Here is a 17921-nt window from a genome sequence, read left to right as displayed (position 1 = left end):
GCGCCCGTGATCGGAGCGTTCCCGTGGGACCCGTTCCCGCCCGGCGAGCCGGATCCGAAAGGACCGGACCCGGTGCACGCGGTCGCGTACCGGGCCGCCGTGACGGCGGCCGACGCCTACCACGCGGTCCGCCTCGCGCTCCGCCGCGAGTCGGGAACGTTGCGGGTCGGCAACCGCTTCGTCCCGGACGGACGCTACCGCGAGGTCGGGTTCCTCGCGGCCGGTAACGCCGCGAACTCGATGGCCCTCGGCGCGCTGCACGCGCTGGGGGACCGCCTCACCCAGGGCTTCCTCGCCGGACCGGAGCCGATCCCGCCGGAGCTGCCGTTCCAGGGCGTCACCGTCCCGCCGGGACTCCCCGGAACTCGCGAGGCGGAGGAGGTCGTGCTCGCCGCGCACGAGATCGCCGCGGGACTTGGCGCGCAGGACCTCTTCCTCGTCCTGTTGTCGCCGGGAGCGCTGGGCGCGCTCGCGACCCCGCCGCCGGGCCTCGACCCTGCCGGCTTCCGGGCCCTCCTGACCGACGCGTTCGCGCGCGGAGCCTCCGGTCGCGAGATCGGCCTGCTGGCGCGCGTGCTCGGGCGGGGAGCGGTCGGCGGCCGCCTGCCCTCGCTCGTTCCCGAGGCCGACACGACAACTCTCCTGGTCGAACGGGGTGATGGGGCGGCCGTGCTCGGGGGTGGACCGATGCGGCCGATCGCGGATGCGGATCGGGCCGAGGTGCGCGCGGTCGTCGAGCGGATCGGCCTCGGTGGTTCGTGGCCCGCAGCGGCCGGGAAGGACGCGGCCTCGACACCGCCCCCGGGGGACCGGTTCCCCCGGCCCGTGGTCGTCGCCAGCCCATCGGACGCGCTGCGCGCGGCTTCCGACGCGGTCTTCGAGAAGGGATGGAGCGTGCGGCTCGGATTCTTGGAGATGCATGAGCCGCCCGACGCGGCGGCCCGCAGGCTGCTCGAGCGGTCCGAGGAGCTCCTCGCCACCGAGCGACTCGGCCCGGAGAGCCGCACCAAGGGCGTGGCGACGTTCGCGATGGCGAGCCTCGGCCTCCCCGAGGGGGTCGACGAGGGTCCGGCGCTCGCGACGTTCCTCGGGGTGGCCCGCTCGCAGCTCCGTCGACGGGAGGGGAGCGTCGGGCTGTTCCGCACCGGCGGCGACATCGGGACGCCGCTCGCGAACCCGCTCCCCGACGGACCGCTCTACCCTCCGGGCGCCGTGATCGGCGCCCCGACCGATCCGGAGGCGACGGTCGCGCCCGACCGGGCCCGGGGACTTCGGATGCGTCGGGGAATCACCGACGTCGGCTGCCTGGCGCTCGTGCTGTACCCCAAGCCCGAGTCCCGGGGCACCCCGGCCTGAGGGGGCGCGGCCCGCGGCTCACTGATTCCTGCGGACCGCCTCTTCGCAGAGCTCCCGCGCGAGGGCGAGGTCCTGCGGGGATCGTAACCGCACGGCGACCCAGTCGGAGCCATGCCGGCGGAAGCTCAGGCGGGTATCCGGGGGCCCGGCGCGGAGACAGTCACCGACGAACTCGCGTGTCACGCGCACGTCGACCTCGAATCGCCCGTGGAAATGCACGATCTCGCGCCCACCGATCCCGTACGCCGGACCGCGTCCCCATCGTGAGCGGCGGGGCTCGATCCCCGGTAGCGAGCGCAGCTGACCCTCAAGACGGCTCGCCAGGTCCGGCCGACGCGGCATCATGGGCGAGAACGCGAGGCGCTACTCGGTCGAGCGCGGGTCGGCCACGTCCTCCCGCTGGAAGTGGCGCTTGAGGGCCATGTACTCCTCGAAGGAGATCTGCCGTCGGGCGCGGACCGCGCCGGCCTGCTTGAGCGATGCGATCTGGTACTGGCGCAGCAGCTCGGGGACCGGGCGCGCGCTGCTCACCGAGCGGCCGGCCGAGATCGGCGCCGCGGCGATCGGACGATCGAAGCTCGGTTCGGGCTGGGGCATCGCCGGGATCGGACGGGACCCCGCGCCTCCGAGGTACGCGACGAGCTGCTCATGCTCTCCGCGCGTGAGCTCGCCGTCATCCCGCAGTGCGTCGACGAGCTCGCGCTGACGGGGTCGGTAGGTCTCGACGAGCTCGTCGAGATCGCGATCCGGGCGAGCGCCCACGAGCCCCGCGAGCGGCGGTCCGACCATGGCGTCGAGGTCCTGGCGCAAGCCCTCGAGTGCGTCCATCAGATCGGCATGGGAGGGACCGCTCGCGTCTCCTTCCCCGGGCTCGAACCGCGCGGACAGGCGCACGGAACCCGCGCTCGGGTTCCCGGGGTCGAGGGGCCGGTCGACGCTGAGCTCGACCTCGCGGCGCCGCAGTGCCACGCGCCGCGACGGACAAGACCGAAGAAAAAGGTACGCTGCGGCGCGCGGGGTCGCCGGGGGTGATGGCAGTTACACTTGTTCACCTACTTTCACGCCGTAACCGTTAAAGCCCCCGGCGACGTAGGAGGCGTCGAGGCTGCGGGGATGGACTCCGATCGATCCCGACGGGCCGCGAGCCCGCCGTCCGGTACCGACGCCTGCGACGGCACGGACGGTCGGAGCCTGTGCCCGGTGCTCGCCGCCGTCGGGGTGATTGGAACCGAGTGGCGGCTCGCGATCGTGCATCGCCTTCTCGAGGGACCTCAGCGGTTCAGCGAGATCCTGAAGTCGAATGCGCGCCTGAACGCGAAGACGCTCAGCGCGACGCTCAAGTTCCTCGAGTCGCAGGGCGTCGTGCAGCGAACCGTCGTCAGCACGCGTCCCTTCTCGGTCGTCTACTCGCTGACCGAGATGGGCCTCGGACTCGCTCCGGCCGCGCGCGAGCTGCGCGCCTGGGGAGAGCGCTGGCTGCTGCCGCGCCACAATGCCACCTCGCGCGCGCCAACGCGGCGGACCCCGGCGATCCAGGGCGAGCTGCCCCGTATCGTCGTGGCGGACACGGAGACGCCTCGCTCGCGGTGAAACGCCTCGACCCGAGGCGTTGCAGTGCCCCCCCATCGCCGTCTGATATACCCGGGGCCGCCGTTGCCCTAGTGCAACCACCCCCGGAAGGACCTCTCTAGATCGCCCCCAGAGGACAGCACCGTGTCCTGGGCGTGCCAGGGGTCCTTCCAACAACCTCGACGCATCGTTCATCGTTCGGCTTTCGACGCGCGCCTCTACCCCGACGCAGGTTCCTTCGCCGAATGCGAGGCGCTGCGTTGCCCGAACGGTCCCTCGTCCTCCGCCGACGTCTCGTCGACCCGAGGACCTCGATCGTCTCCGACGCGTGCCTGACCCGACCCCGGGCTCCGAGCGGTCGATGGCCGTCGGTGTTCATCACCCACGGCTCCGCTCCGCGCGGGCCCTAACCGTCTAGCCGCCGGCGTCGCCGCGAGGACGAACGGGACCCTCGTGGCCGCCCACCGCGAGCGAATGCCCGGCCGGACCGGCCCAGCGTTACGCCGCGGACAGGGTCGCGTCGGCGACTAGCGCGTTCCCGGCCCATCGGCCGGACCACCTCCCTCCGAACCCCCAGCGGTGGTCCGACCGCGGGGTGAGCCGGTCGGAGGGTGGCGGAGCTGATTCCAGGGCTCCATCGCGCCGGCCAATACGCCCGCCGACCGGGAGGCTCGCCGGAGGCGGGAGGATTTCGTGGAAATGTGGATGCGATTCGCATCGAGCTGAGCGCCTCCCAACCCCTTCCGCGCCCACCCCGAACCGCTTCGCGGGTCCGCTACCTCGGTCAGCTGCGGCTGCCGCTCGGTGGCCCGTATCGTCCTCGCGCCCGACTCTACCGCTTGCCCGACGGTCGACTTCTCTGGCGGATCCGCCTGTGGGAGTACGATCGCGTCGTCGTGCGGATCGCGAGCACTGACGCGCTGAGGACGTTCGCCCGGATCAACCGACTGCCGTCGATACGGACCGAGATCGATCGACTGGTCGAGCGCGCGAGCCAGGACGGATGCCGTGCGGTCGGCTGACACGGCCCGACTGCGCTGCGGCGCTCCGTTCCGCCTGCGCGGTCAACTGTACCGGGCGCTGTCCCACGCGATCTCGACCGTCGGGGGACCGGCGGGGGCCGTCTTCGAGACCGTGATGCCGGACCCGGTGCCGTGGATCACCGTCCGGCCTGCGGGACTCCTCGACGTGGTCCGGCACCGCCCCGCCGGCACCTTCGGTGACGTGGACATCGATCCCGGGGGACCGGCACCGCACCCTCCGCGGGCCACCATCGATCGGATCGCGTCGATCGTCTCGAGCGAGGGTGGCGTCCCCGGACCGCCGACCCCGGTGCCGCCCCTTCCTCCCACCCTCGATCGACTCCTCGGACCTCAGGGATGGCTCGGAGTGCAGACCTTCTGGGTGCGGGGCGCGCACGGGGGCCTGGTGGCGGGCCGTCGGATCCGATTCGCCACCTCCGAGGGATCCGATGGCGCCGACCGGTTCGGCTCCGTCGCGCGGGCGATGGCCTACGACTGGTCGATGCTGTCGGGCCGGCCGTGTGAGGCGCGCCCCGCCCACCGGTGGGCCACGCGGACTTGGCGTCGCCGGTCGCTCGCGGGCCTGGACGGGCGGGCGTGGACCCGGCTCGACGGGGAGTCCCTGGCGGGCACCGCGGAGGTCCGATGGGTCGGGATCCGCCGTGAGATGGGTTCCGCCGGCGGTCACACCGTGGTCCTCGGCTCGACCGGTGCCGGCAAGACGACCTATCTCGCCCGCCGCGCGGTAGAGGCGATCCAGCGGGGAGAGGCCACCGCCGTGCTCGATCTCCACGGGGATCTGACGCCGGCGATCGTGGCCGCGCTCGACACGGCCTCCCGCACTCGGGTGGTCGCGATCGACGCCACGGAACGTCCCGTCCCTGGAATCGCCGCGCTACCCTCGAGCACGGCGGACGACCGCGCCGCGGCGGTCCTGGTGGCCGCGATCAAGCGGCTCAGCGCCGAGTCCGGCGATCTGTACTGGGGGTTTCGACTGGAGCGGATCTTCGACTCGTTCGTCCGGCTTGCGCAGGAGTCGGGCGGAACGATCGTCGACGTCTACGACCTGCTCACGCGCGAGGAGCGGCGCGAGGCGGCGCGCCTCACGACCCGGCGTCCGGAGCTGGCCCGCTTCCTCGAAGAGCTGGGCCCGATCGTGCGCCGGAGCCCCGACTTCCTCTGGTCGGCCGCCACGCGCCTCTCGAAGATCGCCCTGGTCCCGTCTCTCCGCGATCTCCTCGCTCCGCCCGACGGTGGTCTGCCGGTCGAGCGCCTCCTCGCCGAGGGGCGCGCTCTCCTCGTCCGCCTGCCCTTCCGCCGCCTCGGGCCCGAGGCGGCCACGCTCGCGGGCACGCTCGTGCTCGCTCGACTCTTCCTGGGCCTCGCCGATCGCGAGGCTCTCGACGGGGCACGGTCACGGGTGCTCATCGTGCTCGATGAGGTGCACGGATTCTCGCCCCCGCTGGTCAGCGAGTTACTCGGGGAGGGGCGCAAGTACGGCTTCCGGGCGGTCGTCGCGACGCAGTATCCGGAGCGGATGGCGCCCGAGCTGCGTGCGGCCGCCGCCGGAGCGGCCACGGGGCTCGTGGCCTTCCGGGTCCCACCCCGCTCGGCAGCCGAGGTCGGGCTCTGGCTCGGGCTGTCGCCGCCGTTCGCCGAGCGGATCTTCTCGCGACTGCCCGCCGGGCACGGGATCGCGCTCGATCCCGAGACCGGTCGGCTCGACCCGATCGCGCCCGAGGGCCCGCCGCTCGCGTCGGAGGACGCGCCCTGGATCGATGCGCGGGACCGCGCCCGTCGGGAATTCGGCGCCCTCGACCGACCGACCCCCTTGGAGGAGCAGGAGCCGGCGGTCGAGCGGCTCCTGCTGGCCCTGCTCGGCGCAGAAGAGGAGGGACTGGGGATCGGCGAGGGCGACTCCGTCGAACGTGCGGGTTCGTTACCCGGTCCGGCGATCGACCCGGCACTCCTATGGGACGGTCTTCGCACACTCCGTTCCCGGGGGTGGGTCCACGGGGAGTCGGGCCGACTCGGTCTGAGCGCCGGCGGTCGCCGCGCCCTCGGGCTCTCGAGCCCCACGGGGGCCAGTCGAGAGAGCGCCGAGCACCGCCGACTGTTGATCGCGACGTTCCGCGTCTTCGCTCGTCGCGGTTATCGGATCGAGATCGTGCGTCAGGGTCGATTCGACACGACGCTGCCGGATGCGCGCTTTCGACAACTGGGATCGGACGCCCGAGCACGAACGCCGGTCGACCTCGCGGAGACGATCGACCGGGTCCGCTCGGGCTGGGCGTGGCGATACTTCGGAGGCCGCGATGTGAACATCGAGGCCGAGGTGACGGGGGCCCTCCGACCGGAGCGGATCCACCGGGGTTGGACGAAGGCGCGATCGGTCGGGGCGTTCGTGCTGTTCGTGGTGGGGACCTGCGCGCACGCGCGCCGCGTGCGCGCGTCGCTCGCGCGATGGCACGCCGAGCCCCGCCGGGCCTCGGTCTGGGTCCTACCCGCGATCGGGCACGCTCCCCTCATCTCACCCGAAGCCTAGCCGGGGGACGTGCGCGCCTTCGTGGCGATCGACGTCGGGGGAGCGGTCCCGGCCCCGCCTTCCTCGACCCTCCCCGCCCCGACCCACCTGACGCTCAAGTTCCTCGGCGAGATCGCACCGGAGCGGGTGGAGCCCATTGCCGGCGCCCTGGGTCCCGCGATCGATTCCATCGCCCCCTTCGAGTTCCGACTCTCGGGAGTGGGGGCCTTCCCGTCCGCGCACCGGCCCCGCGTGATCTACGTCGGCGTGACCGACGGACGCGCCGAGCTCGTGGAACTCGCCGGCGCGGTCGGAGCCGCGCTCGAGGGCGTGGGGTTCGCACCCGAGCCCGGCGAGTTCGTCCCCCACGTGACGCTCTTTCGCGTGCGCAGCGGCGCCGAGCGGGAACGCGCCTCCGCGCTGCTGGAGGGACTCGAGCTCGAACCGCCACCTCGTTCGGTGCACGTGAGCGAGGTGCAGCTGAAGGAGAGCATCCTCTTCGCTCGCGGCGCGCAGCATCGGACGCTACGATCATTCACGCTCAGCGGCCGAGCGGCCGATGGGTAGCCCGTCGCCGGCGGCACCGTTCACTCCCTCCGGCGCCGTTGGCCCGAATCGATACTATTTTGCGGCACCGGGTCGCTCGGTCCCCCCCGCGACGCGAGGTCGCGGGACGGAGGCCGGGTGCCCGCCCAACGCGCTGCGGTTGCGATCGCGCTGGCCGCGATGCTGGCGATCTCGCTGCTCGCGGTCCTCGCGTCGGGGTCGGGGACGCCGGCCTCCGTCGGGGCTCCCGCGGCTCGCCTCGCCCCTGCCGACTCCACCGGCCCCTGCCCGGGAAACCCCCTCCCCCACGGATACGCCGGCACGGTGTCGATCGTCGGTTCGTCCTTCGTCCCCACCGGTGCCGCGAACTACTCCTACGACGCGACCGTGGTCTCCGGAGTTCAGGGAAACCCCCACCAGACCGAAACCTGCGTCGTCGACGGCGGGTCGACAAGCGTCGGACCGTCCGGGGCGTTCAACTTCACGATCCTCGCCACTCCGTTGCGATCGTGCAGTCCTCTCCCGGACGGGTCGGAGTATTGCAACCTCACCTCCGGACCGTACGTCGCGGTGAACCTGACCCCGCTCGATCCCAATCCGGCCGGCTACGAGCCTGAGGTCGCGCGCAATGGCACCACGTTCGCGATCACCTACTACGCGGACCTCGCGTCCGTCGCGCTCACACCCGCCGGTCCGGCCCTGACGTACAGCTCCGAGGCGCTCGACCCGCTCCACGCCGATCCGGCGAGCGCGCTGGGCGGCGCGAGCCCCGTCGAGCCGGAGTTCTCCTGGAGCCTGTCCGGTGCCGGATGGACCTTCGCCGGGCCGGCGGACGGTCCGAGCGTCAACGTCACCGCGGCCCCGGGCGCCGCGCTCGGAAACCTGACGGTGGTCGCGAAGCTCGCGAGCGTCACGGGCGAGCTCGTCACCCCGCCCGCGAGCGTCACCCTGATCGCGGTACCCACCACGATCGCGTCGGCCGGGCTCAACCGGACGGTGATCGACGTGGGCCAGCCGGTCGACGTGACGCTCTCGGGCTCGGGCGCCGACGGCTACTCGTACTCGGCGGCGCTCGCCCCGGGGCTCGGCGAAGCCGCGCTCGGCGTTCCGTGCTCCACCGAGAACGCCTCCGGGGGAGCCGTCTCCCTCGCCTGCGCGACGAACCTCAGCTACGATCGCTCGGGCGTCGCCCAGCCGGTGCTGACGCTCTCCAACGACGCGTCGAGCGCCTCTTGGACCCTGCCCGATCTCACGGTCAATCCCTTGCCATCCCTCCAGTTCGTCACCCCCTCACCGAGCGGTTACGTCGGGACGACGCTCGCCATCGCGCTGATGGCCGCGAGCGGCGCGGGGACGGCGCCCTACTCCGAGGCGTGCCTCGCGAGCGGGGCCGGCGCGCTGACGTGCCAAACGACTCCGGGCCCGAGCTGGACGTTCGACGAGAGCTACGCGGCGGCGGGCGACTACCCGGCGCTCGCCTGGGCGATCGATGGGGCCGGCGCCAACGCGAGCGCTCGAGCGCTCGTGCGCATCGCCGAGCCGCTCTCGCTCGCACTCGAGCTCCCGGCCGTGAACGCTTCCGCGGGGGTCGCGTTGACCCTGCAGGCGGACGTCTCCGGTGGCCTCTTGCCCCTCCACTACTGGTGGAACGCGACCGGCCTGTCGAGCGCCTTCCTCACGGGGACGCTGGACGAGGACGGCACCCTCAATGCGACGCTCGTCCCGCCGGCGCCGGGCTACCTCACGGTGACGCTCACGGTCGTGGATGCGCTCGCCTCCGGGGCATCCCAGAGCGCGAGCCTCTCCGTGGCCGTGGGGCTCGCGAGCGCGATCGTCCCCTCCCTCTACCCGCCGACGGAATCGCTGCGCGCGGGCGCCCCGCTGCCGCTCAGCTGGCAGGCGGTGGATGCCGCCGGCGCACCCGTGCGCGACTTCTCCTCGCCGGCCGAGATCGAGCTCGCCGGGGCCGGAGACGGACCGGCGGTGGCCGGCTGGGTCAACGCCTCGGGCCTCGGCCCGCTCGCCAGCCCGGTGCCCGGCTGGTTCGAGGTCCCGGCCTCCGCGTGGATCGCTGGCGCGCTCGACGTCAGCATCGCCTCGCCCTCGGCCGGCGCCCTCGCGATCGAGCTCACGGTCGCCACCGGCCTCGCCGAACCATCGGACACGGTCAACGTCACGATCCTGCCCGATATCGATCATCTCCGGCTCTTCGACCCCGCCGTGGCTTCTCTCGGACCCCGGGCGAGCGACACCCTCTGGCGCGTCGAGGACTGCTTCGGCAACCCGGCCTCCGGCGCCATGATCACCGTGACCGAAGCGCTCGGTGGCCGCGTGCAGGCGGCCGAGGTCCCCGTGATCGAGGAGGATGCCGGGCTCACCGCGGTCTGGGTGAACTATAGCGTACCGTACGACGTCGCCGCGACCATCACGGTCACCGATGGTGCGGGGGAGGCGCTCCTCCCGCCGATCGTGTTCCCATCGGTAACGGCCGCCCCGATCGCGTTCGGCCTCGCCGTCCTCGGGGCGGCGGTGACGGTCGCCGGGTCGGTCGGAGCCCTCTCCGTACGACGCGCCCGGCGCGGATCGGACCCGGCGGCCCGCGATGACGAGGAGTCGGCGCTGCGGCGACTCGCCGAGGGCCGGGAGGACGTCCTCGAGCTCGTCGCGCGCGAGGGCCCGATCGACCTCGCCGGTCTCGCCGCCGCGTGGCGTCCCGCCCCTGCGCCGGCCGAACTGGCGGAGTGGGTCGCGTCTCTCGTGACCGATGGTAGCCTGCGGGCGACGATCGGCGGAGACGGACGACCCTGGTTCTCCCTCGGAGGGCCATCGGACCCGGGCCCCCGGGTCACGTTCGATCCGGCCGAGTACGAGCGCGCGGAGCGGCGGCGGGCCGAGCGCGACGACGAGGGCGAGCCCTAGGCGGGGTCCCGCCCGACCAGGTCGTAGTAGCGGTAGGCGGCCTCGCCGGCGGCGAAGCAGTAGCGCAGCGTCGTGAAGTCGCGCTTGAGCTCGGCGGCGGCGCTCGCCACGGCCTCCGGCGGCCGACCGCGATGCAACAGGTCGTCGAACAGCTCGGCGATGCGGGCCATCTCCGCCTCGCGCATGCCGACCCGGGTGACCTCGGGCGTGCCGAGCCGGATCCCGCCGGGGTGCTTCGGGCTCTTGTCGCCGGGCAGCAGGTTCTTGTTCGAGATGATCCCGCTGGCGGCGAGCCGTCGCGCGACGTCCTCGCCGCCTCCCTCGTGCTCGACGCGGAGCGCGATCGTGTGCGAGCGGGTGAAGCCGAGGTCGGCCGCCAGGACGTCGAAACCCCGGTCGTGGAGCGCCTGCGCGAGAGCGCGGGCGTTGGCGACCGTCTGCCGGGCGTAGTCCCGGCCGAATTCGAGCTGCTCGGCGAGGCTCACGGCGAGGGCCGCCATCGCGTTGAGGTGGTGGTTGCTCGTGACGCCGGGGAACGCGCCGGACTGCAGGCGCCTGGTCGCCTCCGCGTCGAGGCCGTCGCCGAGCAGGATCCCGTGCTGGGGGCCCGGGAGGGTCTTGTGCGTCGACGCGCTGATCACCTGGCAGCCCTCGCGCAGCGGGTCCTGGAACTCGCCGCCGGCGATCAGCCCGAGGACGTGGGCGCCATCGTACCAGCCCCGGGCGCCGATCTCCTCGAGCGTGGGACGGAGCTCCTCGATCGGCAACGGGAACAGGAAGAGCGACAGGCCGAACAGGCACAGCTTCGGTCGGACGGCCCGCAGGATCTCGCGCGTGCGCGCGACGTCGATCGTCATCCGCTCCGCGTCCCACGCGTAGTAGACCGGCTTCACGCCGCGCAGGCCGAAGGCGCCGAACGAGGCGCTGGAGATGTGGGCGCCGTCGGCGAGGCGGCTCGTTCCGACCAGGTCGCCGGGCTCGCCGAGCGCCTTGAGGACGGCGAGGTTCGCCACCGTCCCCGAGATCGGTCGCACGTCCGCGAACGAGCAGCGGAACACGCGTCGCGCGAGGGCCAGGCACGTCGTCTCGATCTCGTCGACCTGCTCGTTGCCCTCGTAGTAGCGCTCCCCCGGAAGTCCCTCGGCGTAGCGCGAGTGGAGATCGCTGATCAGGAGCTCCTTGGCGTAGGGCGAGAGCAGGTTCTCGCTCGCGATGAGCGGGATTGCCCGCTCGAAGCGGGCCGAGTGGCGACGGGTGGTCTCGCGCACGCGGGCGACGACGGCCGCCATCCCCTCGCTGGCGGGCGCGGTCGCCTCACCCACCCCCCGGTTTCCAGTGGAGTCCTGCGCCGCGGGGGTCATGCTCGTGGCGGCCGTGCGACGGCTCGCGCGGGGCCCCCAGCCCCTCGTGGCCATATATGGGCCGTGGGCGTCCGCGCCGCGCGATGTCCCCGGAGATAGTGACGTCCGCGGCGCCCTGGCCGGTCCGCCGTCGCTTCGTCGTACCGTACCACGATCTCGACGTCCTCAACCACCTCAACCACGCGGCGTACTTTCCCTATATGGAGACGCTGCGCTGCGAGTACTACCTCTCGCTCCTCGGTACCCGGGACCCCCGCCACCTCGACATCATCATCGCCGAGGCAGCCTGCCGCTACCGAGCCCCGGTCGGCTACGGCGACACGCTGCTCGGCGAGGTCGCCCCGGCCCGTCCGCTGGGCACCTCCAGCTTCGCGCTGCTCTACCGCTTTTGCGTCGACGGCACGACCACGGTCACGGCTCAGGGCCGGACCGTCATCGTCTGCTACGACTACGCGATCCGGGCGAAGAAGCCCATCCCCGTCGATCGCCGCGCGCGCCTGGAGCGGGACGCGATCGACCCCGCGACCGAGGGCTGGTAGGGTGGGTTCCAGTGGAAACGGGGGGGTGGGGGCCTAGTAACCCGGGTGGGTCGGATGCCGGCCGGCCATCGGCGGCGGGGGCCAGGTGATCGGCTCGATGAAACCGGGCTCGTCGCTGACGGTCTCGATCCGGTAGAACGCGCCGGTGCCGCGGAGCGCGGCGTGCACTCTCGAGAGCTTGTCGCGGAACTCCTCGACCGTGTGCCACTCGAAGGCGATGTCGTGCGGGCCGATGATGAAGGCGAGGCCGGCCGAGGCCCGCAGGCGGTCGGAGATCTCGAGCGGCGAGACGCCGTCGCTCGAGAAGAACAGGTCGAGGTAGCTATGCATCGTCGCGCGTGCTATCGGATGCAGAACGCTCGGGTCGCTTACTTAAATCTCCCGTCCCCGCGGGGCGATCGGGCGACATGCTAGGCCGGCAGGATTGCCGTTCGGATGGGCGGCGTGGAGACCCCGCGGACCCCTCGGCCCCGTCGCCCCGCCAGCGTCGACGGGTCACGGTAAGGCTGCTCCCGTCAGGACCTAACCCGGTGCCCGTGATGGATAACCGCTAGGGCGCTCCTCCGAGCGCTCGTCGCGGTGCCCGCGGCCCAGCGGAACAGAGCGTCTACGAGGCCACGCGAGACACGTTGCCCGCCCGAACGTCGCTCCTGCCTGTCACCCCCGCTAAGGACGGTTTCGGTGTGTAAGGGGACGCCCAACCCCCCGGTCCAGCCTAGCGGCGCATCGACCGTCGGGCCCCTACTTAGCCGTTCGTACCGCCCGCCGCGCTCGCGGCGACGGCGCTAGCGGATGTGGTCGAGGCTGAACGAGCCCAGGTTGAGCGAGCGCTTGGTGAACGTGTAGCCGATCCACGCCCGCGACTGGGTCTCGCCGACGCCCTTGACCGAGAGGAACGTCTTGAGCTGCTCGACCTTCAAGTTGAGCGAGCCGTCGACCATGTGCTCGAGCGTCTCGAGGTCCGCGTCCGAGTGCATCCCCCGGTCGAGCACGTAGTAGGCGACCGCCTGGTCGATCTTGCGCCGGCCGATGAACGGCTGGAGGAAGCGGAACGTCGACGCGGTGTCGAGGTAGGCCGTGACGGTCGACACCGACTCGAAGATCAGGCGGTAGGTCGAGAACTTCTCCTTGAGCTCCTCGGAGTAGCCGTTGACGATCTGGCCGATCTGCTCGAGCACTCCCTTGTCGGTGGACGAGAGCATCCGGACGCCCGGGGCGGCCGTCGGGCTGCCGACGACGCTGCGCGAGTAGAGGTCGACGAACCGGACCATCCCGGCCTTCTCCGCGTCGGCGTACTTCGGATAGAGCGCCGCGAGATCGTCGCGGACCTGGTTCCAGGTCGAGTCGGTGACGACCCAGATCGAGGGGATGTCGAGCCGGAGGCCCTCGACCGAGAACAGGCGCGCGAGCACGTCCTTGCCCGTGTGCGCCGGTCCGTTGATCAGGAGCTGCGTCGCGACCGGGAAGCCACCGTAGAGCAGGTCGTCGAGCCGCCGGATCCCGCTCTTGACCTTCACCTCGGCGGTCGGTGCCGGCTCGGGGGCGCTCGAGTCCGATTCCGCCGAGGAGCCGCGCAACGCGAGCTTCTCGAGCTCGGCCTGGCGCTTCGCGATCACGGCCTCGCGGGCCCTCAGGAGCTCCTCCTTCGAACGGAGCTCCCCGAGCAGCGCCTCGACCCGGCGCGCCTCCTCCGAGGCGTTGGCGCCACCGGAGCCGGCGAGGTCCTGGCGGAGCCCCTCGATTCGTCGCGCCTCCGAGTCGAGCGCCTGCTGACGCGCCTGGAGCTGCTGGTCGGTGACGGCGAGCTCCCGCTCCTTGACCTCGAGGGGCGAGCGGCGTCGATCGATCTCGTCCGCGTGGATCCGGATCTCCTCGAAGCGGGTGCGCAGCTCGTTCTCGCGGGCGAGCAGATCGCGCTCGCGCTGGTCGACCTCCTTCAGCCGCTGGTCGACGCTCGCCCCGATCGCCGCGCTGTTCCCCGCGAGGATCTCTCCGCGCTCGCGCGAGCGCTCGAGCTCCGCATGGAGGTTGCGCACCTCGCTCTCGAGCTGGACCGAGCGGCGACGCAGGTCGGTCTCTCGCTCGATGTAGGCGTGCTCGCGCTCGGAGAACTCTTCGCGCAGGCGGCCCTCGAGTTCGCGGGAGGCCTTCTCGATCGCCTCGGGGGTGGGGCGAGCGCTCGGGCCACCGGCGGGGGCCGGCACCGCCGCGCGCTCGGGCGACGACTCCGCCCCCTCCAGGGCGAGGAGCCGCAGCTTCATCTCCGCGATCTCGTCGTCCTTCGCCCGGACGGCGACCTCGCGCTCCTTCGCCTCGTGCGAGCGCACGTACTTGATGACCGCGATCGAGCCCCGCTTCACGTGCTCGACCTCCTCTTCGAGCTGCTTGCGCTTCGTGCGCTCGTCGAACAACTGCCGCTGGAGATCCTGGGACTCCTGGATCAGGGCGGAGGGATCGAACTGGTCGGTCTTGACGCGGTCGAGCAGACCGGTGAGCCAGCGCACGACGGTCTCCTCTCGCTCGAGGACCGGTGTGGCGGCCGCGTCCGGTCGCGCGCGCCCGGGCTCCGCGGTCTCGAAGCGGTGCGTCGGGACGGCGGCCGGGCCGGTCGACGCCCGCGGGGTCTCGCTCGACTGAATCCACTCCTCGAGCGCCCCGTCGTCCCCATCGACCCACTTGCGCAGCGTGTCCGTCGAGCCCTTCGACGGGATCGTGACCCGCCGCCGTCGCGGGCGCTCCGCCTTGCGGACCGTCCCCGCCCAGCGTTCGACGATCCGATCGGGGTCGACGACCGGGGCCCCGGTGGCCCCGCCCGGCTCCGGGTGGCGGATCCGTTCGACGTCGGCGGTCGCCACGCCGAGCTGCTCGAGCGCGCTCTCCGACATCCCGCGGACCTGCTCGGTCGAGGCGTAGCCCGCGGCGATCAGCGTCTCCGCCGTGTCCGTTCCCACGCCGAGCGCCTTCGCGAGCGCGCCGGCGTCGGCCGTTCGGACGGAGGCGCTCGGAGCCGAGATCCCCTCCGCCGCGCCGTCGTTCATGGAGAGCTAGGGAATCGTACTAGCTCGCCGCGGGGTCTTAATATATATCACCGACGGCCGGGCCCCTCGGCGACCGGGCGGCGCCGGCGACCACGCGATAAATAGGCAATCCGTTCCCCGGGCCCATGGACCGTGACGCGCGGGTCGATCGAGTCGTCCGGGACACCGCCGAGGTCCTGACCCCGGAGGAGGTCACCGCGCTCTTCGCGCGCGTCCAACGGCCGCGCGCCTACATCGGCTTCGAGCCGTCCGGCAGCTTCACCATCGCCCACCTGATCACGGCGCGCAAGGTCCTCGACCTCGCCGACGCCGGCTGCGACGTCACCGTCTTCCTCGCCGACTGGCACGCCTGGATCAACGACAAGCTCGGCGGCGACCTCGCCCGCATCGAGGCGTGCGGCCGGTACATGCAGGCCGCGTTCACGTCGCTCGGCGCGGACCCCGAGCGCGTGCGCTTCCGCTGGGCGCACGAACTCACCGGTCGCTCGGACTACTGGGCGCGGGTCGTTCGGGTCGCGAAGGCGACCTCGCTGGCGCGCACGAAGCGGGCGATGTCGATCATGGGCCGGGACGAGTCGGAGACGAACCTCGACTCCGCCAAGCTGTTCTACCCGTCGATGCAGGCGGCGGACATCTTCGAGCTCCCGGTCGAGATCGCCTACGGGGGTCTCGACCAGCGGCGCGCCCATGTGCTGGCGCGCGAGGTCGCCCACCACTATGGTTGGCCGGTCCCGACGGCGATCCACACCCCGCTGCTCTCCTCGCTCAAGGGCGGGGGCCGGATGGACCCGAGCGAGGGGACGACCGAGCGAAAGATGTCGAAGTCGGACCCCGGCACCTCGATCCCGCTGACCGCCCCGGAGGACGAGATCCGCGAGCGCGTCGCGGGCGCCTTCTGCCCACCGAAGGAGGTCGATGGGAACCCCGTGGTCGAGGCCGTGCGCTACATCGTCTTCCCGTGGGAGTCCCGCTTCGCGATCGATCGGCGAGCCGCGCACGGTGGCCCCGTGACCTTCGAGACCGCGGCGGCGTTCACGGAGGCCTGGCGGGCGGGCTCGCTCCACCCGCAGGACGTGAAGGGCGCGCTCGCGTCCGCGCTCGCGCGACTGGTCGCGCGGCCGCGCGCCTACTTCTCGGCGCACCCGGAGCTCGGCCCGGCCTCGTTCCGCGCGCCGGGTGCGAGCATTTGAGCGAGGGCGAGTCTGGGCGTCCGGGACGGATCCGTGGCGGCCGGGAGCGCCGGGGCACCCGAGGTGTTCGGGGAGAAGGGCTCCCTCGGCGTCGTCGTCGTCCACGAGGTGTTCGGTCGCGATGGCTACGTGCGCTCGGTCGCCGAGTCGCTCGCCCACTCCGGCTATCCGGCGACGACGGTCGATCTGTACGGCGGTCAGCAGGCCACGGACCTAGAGGCGGCGCTGCGTCTGCGCTCGAACCTCACCGATGAGGGGGTCCTCGCGCGGATCGACGAGGCGCGGATCGCGGTCCAGCGCCGCCTCGTGCCGCACGCGCGGATCGGGACGCTCGGCTTCTGCATGGGGGGCGGCTACGCGCTGTATGCCGCGACCCAGCGGCCGTTCCAGTTCGTGGTCGACTACTACGGTCGCATCGACCGGGCGGACGACGTGGCGGGGCTCAGTGGGCCGGCGCTCCTGATCCTCGCGAGCGAGGACGAGCGCGTCACGCCCTGGGCGTTCGCCGAGCTCTTGCCCGCCGCGGCGCGCTGGAAGAAGCGCGCCACGGTCGAGCTGTATCCCGGCGTCCGCCACGCCTTCCACCGACCGGGCTGGGAGGGCCACGACCCGGCGACCGCCGCACGCGCTTGGCAGCGCACGCTCGAGTTCCTCGGCGAGGTGGCCGCGCATCGTTAAATAGCGGAGTTCGTAGGGAGGCCCCACCCGTGAGCAGAGGGCCCTCCTCGGGCCCGCTGATGCGAGGCAGCCCATGGCACGACCGATCTACGTACGGTTCGAGACCCCGAGCGACATCGCCGACAAGGCCCTCCAGCTCGTGCAGATCGCGAGCGAGACCGGCAAGGTGCGTGTCGGCACGAACGAAGTGACGAAGTCGAGCGAGCGCGCCGAGGCGAAGCTCGTCGTGATGGCCGAGGACGTCGACCCGGTCGAGATCCTGGTCCACGTCCCGATGCTCTGCGAGGAGAAGCGGATCCCGTACGTCTACGTCCCCAAGAAGCAGCGGCTGGGACAGTCCGCCGGTCTCTCGAAGTCCGCCGCGAGCGTCGCGATCGTCGAGGCGGGCGAGGCGAAGTCGCTGCTCGAGGAGCTCGCGTCCAGCTTCCCGACCCTGAAGAAGTAGCGAACGCGCCGGGGGAGGAGCGATGCCGGAGGACAAGGGCTCGCCGGCCGAGGTCGTCGAGCTGGTCGGCCGCACGGGGATGGCGGGGGAGGCGACCCAGGTGAAGGTCCGGGTCCTCGCCGGCCGCGATCGCGGCAAGATCATCACCCGCAACGTCGCCGGTCCCATCCGGCTCGGCGATGTGCTGATCCTGAGGGAGACGGCGCGCGAGGCGCGCAAGCTCTCCGTCCGCTAGCGAGGCGCCATGGTCGTCAAGCGCCAGTGCTCGTTCTGCGCCCAGGAGATCGAGCCCGGCACCGGCTCGATGTTCGTCAAACGCGACGGGAGCGTCTTCCACTTCTGCTCCGGCTCCTGCCGCAAGCAGCAGCTCCATCTCGGACGCGTCGGCCACCGGTTCAAGTGGACGCGGGCGCACGCGCTCAAGAAGGCCGACGAGCGCTCGAGCGCCACCGCCCCGGCGGCGGCCTCGGCGCCGCCCCACAAGGCGCGGCCCCGGCGCCAACGCCCCCCCACCGCCGCGGCGCCCGTGCCGGCCGCGGAGGTGACCGCGCCGGCGGAGCCGACGGTCCCCGCGGCGACGCCACCGCCCGCCCCGCCGGCCGCGAAGCCCCGCGCGCGCCCGAAGAAGAAGGCGGACGCGGAGCCGGCGCCGAAGGACGCCTGAGTGCGTCGCGTCGCCGGTGCGCTGCCGGTCGAGGGGAATCGGTAAGGGCGGATCCGCTCCGCTACCGGAC

The 17921-nt window shown here is 72.4% G+C and carries 17 protein-coding genes and 1 other RNA gene; 12 read left to right on the top strand and 6 right to left on the bottom strand.

Annotated features, from left to right (window positions below; all coding sequences use genetic code 11):
- Positions 1-6 precede the first annotated feature (6 nt).
- The gene (locus tag VEL82_04055) at positions 7-1356 is read left to right on the top strand and encodes a DUF4147 domain-containing protein (GenBank protein HXW67034.1); all 1350 of its coding nucleotides are present in this window, start codon (positions 7-9) and stop codon (positions 1354-1356) included.
- Positions 1357-1374: 18 nt separating this feature from the next.
- On the opposite strand, the gene VEL82_04050 is transcribed toward VEL82_04055, so the two are convergent.
- On the bottom strand, positions 1375-1701 hold the full coding sequence (locus VEL82_04050; protein HXW67033.1) for a luciferase family protein: 327 nt from the start codon (positions 1699-1701) through the stop codon (positions 1375-1377).
- Positions 1702-1719: 18 nt separating this feature from the next.
- Positions 1720-2325 (bottom strand): hypothetical protein, encoded by a 606-nt coding sequence (locus VEL82_04045; GenBank protein HXW67032.1) that lies wholly within the window; start codon positions 2323-2325, stop codon positions 1720-1722.
- 144 nt (positions 2326-2469) lie between these two features.
- On the opposite strand from VEL82_04045, the gene VEL82_04040 reads away from it, so the two are divergent.
- From VEL82_04040 to VEL82_04020, 5 genes are all read left to right on the top strand, one after another.
- A complete protein-coding gene (locus VEL82_04040; GenBank protein HXW67031.1) occupies positions 2470-2946 on the top strand; it encodes a helix-turn-helix domain-containing protein in 477 nt (158 codons plus the stop codon).
- A 680-nt stretch (positions 2947-3626) separates the two neighbouring features.
- Positions 3627-3947: a hypothetical protein gene (locus VEL82_04035; GenBank protein HXW67030.1), complete on the top strand. Its 321-nt coding sequence runs from the start codon at positions 3627-3629 to the stop codon at positions 3945-3947.
- Entirely contained in the window at positions 3934-6492 is a 2559-nt protein-coding gene (locus VEL82_04030; GenBank protein ID HXW67029.1) for a hypothetical protein, read from the top strand. The genes VEL82_04035 and VEL82_04030 overlap by 14 nt, the downstream gene beginning before the upstream one ends.
- A gap of 9 nt (positions 6493-6501) precedes the next feature.
- Entirely contained in the window at positions 6502-7038 is a 537-nt protein-coding gene (thpR, locus tag VEL82_04025) for an RNA 2',3'-cyclic phosphodiesterase (GenBank protein ID HXW67028.1), read from the top strand.
- Positions 7039-7155: 117 nt separating this feature from the next.
- Positions 7156-9936, top strand: a complete 2781-nt coding sequence (locus VEL82_04020; GenBank protein ID HXW67027.1) for a hypothetical protein — start codon at positions 7156-7158, stop codon at positions 9934-9936.
- Here VEL82_04020 and VEL82_04015 read toward each other — a convergent pair.
- Complete coding sequence (locus tag VEL82_04015) at positions 9933-11225, bottom strand: serine hydroxymethyltransferase (protein HXW67026.1); 1293 nt, start codon at positions 11223-11225, stop codon at positions 9933-9935. The two genes, VEL82_04020 and VEL82_04015, sit on opposite strands and share 4 nt — an antisense overlap.
- Before the next feature lie 155 nt (positions 11226-11380).
- On the opposite strand from VEL82_04015, the gene VEL82_04010 reads away from it, so the two are divergent.
- Positions 11381-11836, top strand: coding sequence for an acyl-CoA thioesterase (locus tag VEL82_04010; protein HXW67025.1), 456 nt, complete (start codon positions 11381-11383; stop codon positions 11834-11836).
- 33 nt (positions 11837-11869) lie between these two features.
- Here VEL82_04010 and VEL82_04005 read toward each other — a convergent pair whose 3' ends face one another.
- From VEL82_04005 to VEL82_03995, 3 genes are all read right to left on the bottom strand, one after another.
- On the bottom strand, positions 11870-12166 hold the full coding sequence (locus VEL82_04005) for a hypothetical protein (protein HXW67024.1): 297 nt from the start codon (positions 12164-12166) through the stop codon (positions 11870-11872).
- Between the two features lie 78 nt (positions 12167-12244).
- Positions 12245-12557: signal recognition particle sRNA (gene ffs / locus VEL82_04000), an RNA gene on the bottom strand.
- A gap of 64 nt (positions 12558-12621) precedes the next feature.
- Positions 12622-14874: an ATPase domain-containing protein gene (locus tag VEL82_03995; GenBank protein HXW67023.1), complete on the bottom strand. Its 2253-nt coding sequence runs from the start codon at positions 14872-14874 to the stop codon at positions 12622-12624.
- A gap of 125 nt (positions 14875-14999) precedes the next feature.
- Here VEL82_03995 and VEL82_03990 point away from each other — a divergent pair, with 125 nt between their 5' ends.
- From VEL82_03990 to VEL82_03970, 5 genes are all read left to right on the top strand, one after another.
- On the top strand, positions 15000-16064 hold the full coding sequence (locus VEL82_03990; GenBank protein HXW67022.1) for a tyrosine--tRNA ligase: 1065 nt from the start codon (positions 15000-15002) through the stop codon (positions 16062-16064).
- Positions 16065-16097: 33 nt separating this feature from the next.
- Positions 16098-16742, top strand: a complete 645-nt coding sequence (locus VEL82_03985; protein ID HXW67021.1) for a dienelactone hydrolase family protein — start codon at positions 16098-16100, stop codon at positions 16740-16742.
- 73 nt (positions 16743-16815) lie between these two features.
- Entirely contained in the window at positions 16816-17187 is a 372-nt protein-coding gene (gene rpl7ae, locus VEL82_03980; protein ID HXW67020.1) for a 50S ribosomal protein L7Ae, read from the top strand.
- Positions 17188-17209: 22 nt separating this feature from the next.
- Positions 17210-17422: a 30S ribosomal protein S28e gene (locus VEL82_03975; GenBank protein HXW67019.1), complete on the top strand. Its 213-nt coding sequence runs from the start codon at positions 17210-17212 to the stop codon at positions 17420-17422.
- A gap of 9 nt (positions 17423-17431) precedes the next feature.
- Positions 17432-17851, top strand: coding sequence for a 50S ribosomal protein L24e (locus VEL82_03970; GenBank protein HXW67018.1), 420 nt, complete (start codon positions 17432-17434; stop codon positions 17849-17851).
- The last annotated feature ends 70 nt before the right edge of the window (positions 17852-17921 follow it).

The sequence above is a fragment of the Thermoplasmata archaeon genome, assembly GCA_035622275.1.
GTDB lineage: Archaea > Thermoplasmatota > Thermoplasmata > Lutacidiplasmatales > UBA184 > Lutacidiplasma.
Note: the sequence above shows the minus strand (reverse complement) of the source record. Positions and strands in the feature narration are given on the sequence as shown.

What these genes read in the sequence shown, in the direction of transcription:
- VEL82_04050 (HXW67033.1), bottom strand. Translation starts at nt 1,701, where the DNA reads ATGATGCCGCGTCGGCCGGACCTGGCGAGCCGTCTTGAGGGTCAGCTG.
- VEL82_04040 (HXW67031.1), top strand. Translation starts at nt 2,470, where the DNA reads ATGGACTCCGATCGATCCCGACGGGCCGCGAGCCCGCCGTCCGGTACC.
- VEL82_04015 (HXW67026.1), bottom strand. Translation starts at nt 11,225, where the DNA reads ATGGCGGCCGTCGTCGCCCGCGTGCGCGAGACCACCCGTCGCCACTCG.
- VEL82_04010 (HXW67025.1), top strand. Translation starts at nt 11,381, where the DNA reads ATGTCCCCGGAGATAGTGACGTCCGCGGCGCCCTGGCCGGTCCGCCGT.
- VEL82_04005 (HXW67024.1), bottom strand. Translation starts at nt 12,166, where the DNA reads ATGCATAGCTACCTCGACCTGTTCTTCTCGAGCGACGGCGTCTCGCCG.
- VEL82_03995 (HXW67023.1), bottom strand. Translation starts at nt 14,874, where the DNA reads ATGAACGACGGCGCGGCGGAGGGGATCTCGGCTCCGAGCGCCTCCGTC.
- VEL82_03990 (HXW67022.1), top strand. Translation starts at nt 15,000, where the DNA reads ATGGACCGTGACGCGCGGGTCGATCGAGTCGTCCGGGACACCGCCGAG.
- rpl7ae (HXW67020.1), top strand. Translation starts at nt 16,816, where the DNA reads ATGGCACGACCGATCTACGTACGGTTCGAGACCCCGAGCGACATCGCC.
- VEL82_03975 (HXW67019.1), top strand. Translation starts at nt 17,210, where the DNA reads ATGCCGGAGGACAAGGGCTCGCCGGCCGAGGTCGTCGAGCTGGTCGGC.
- VEL82_03970 (HXW67018.1), top strand. Translation starts at nt 17,432, where the DNA reads ATGGTCGTCAAGCGCCAGTGCTCGTTCTGCGCCCAGGAGATCGAGCCC.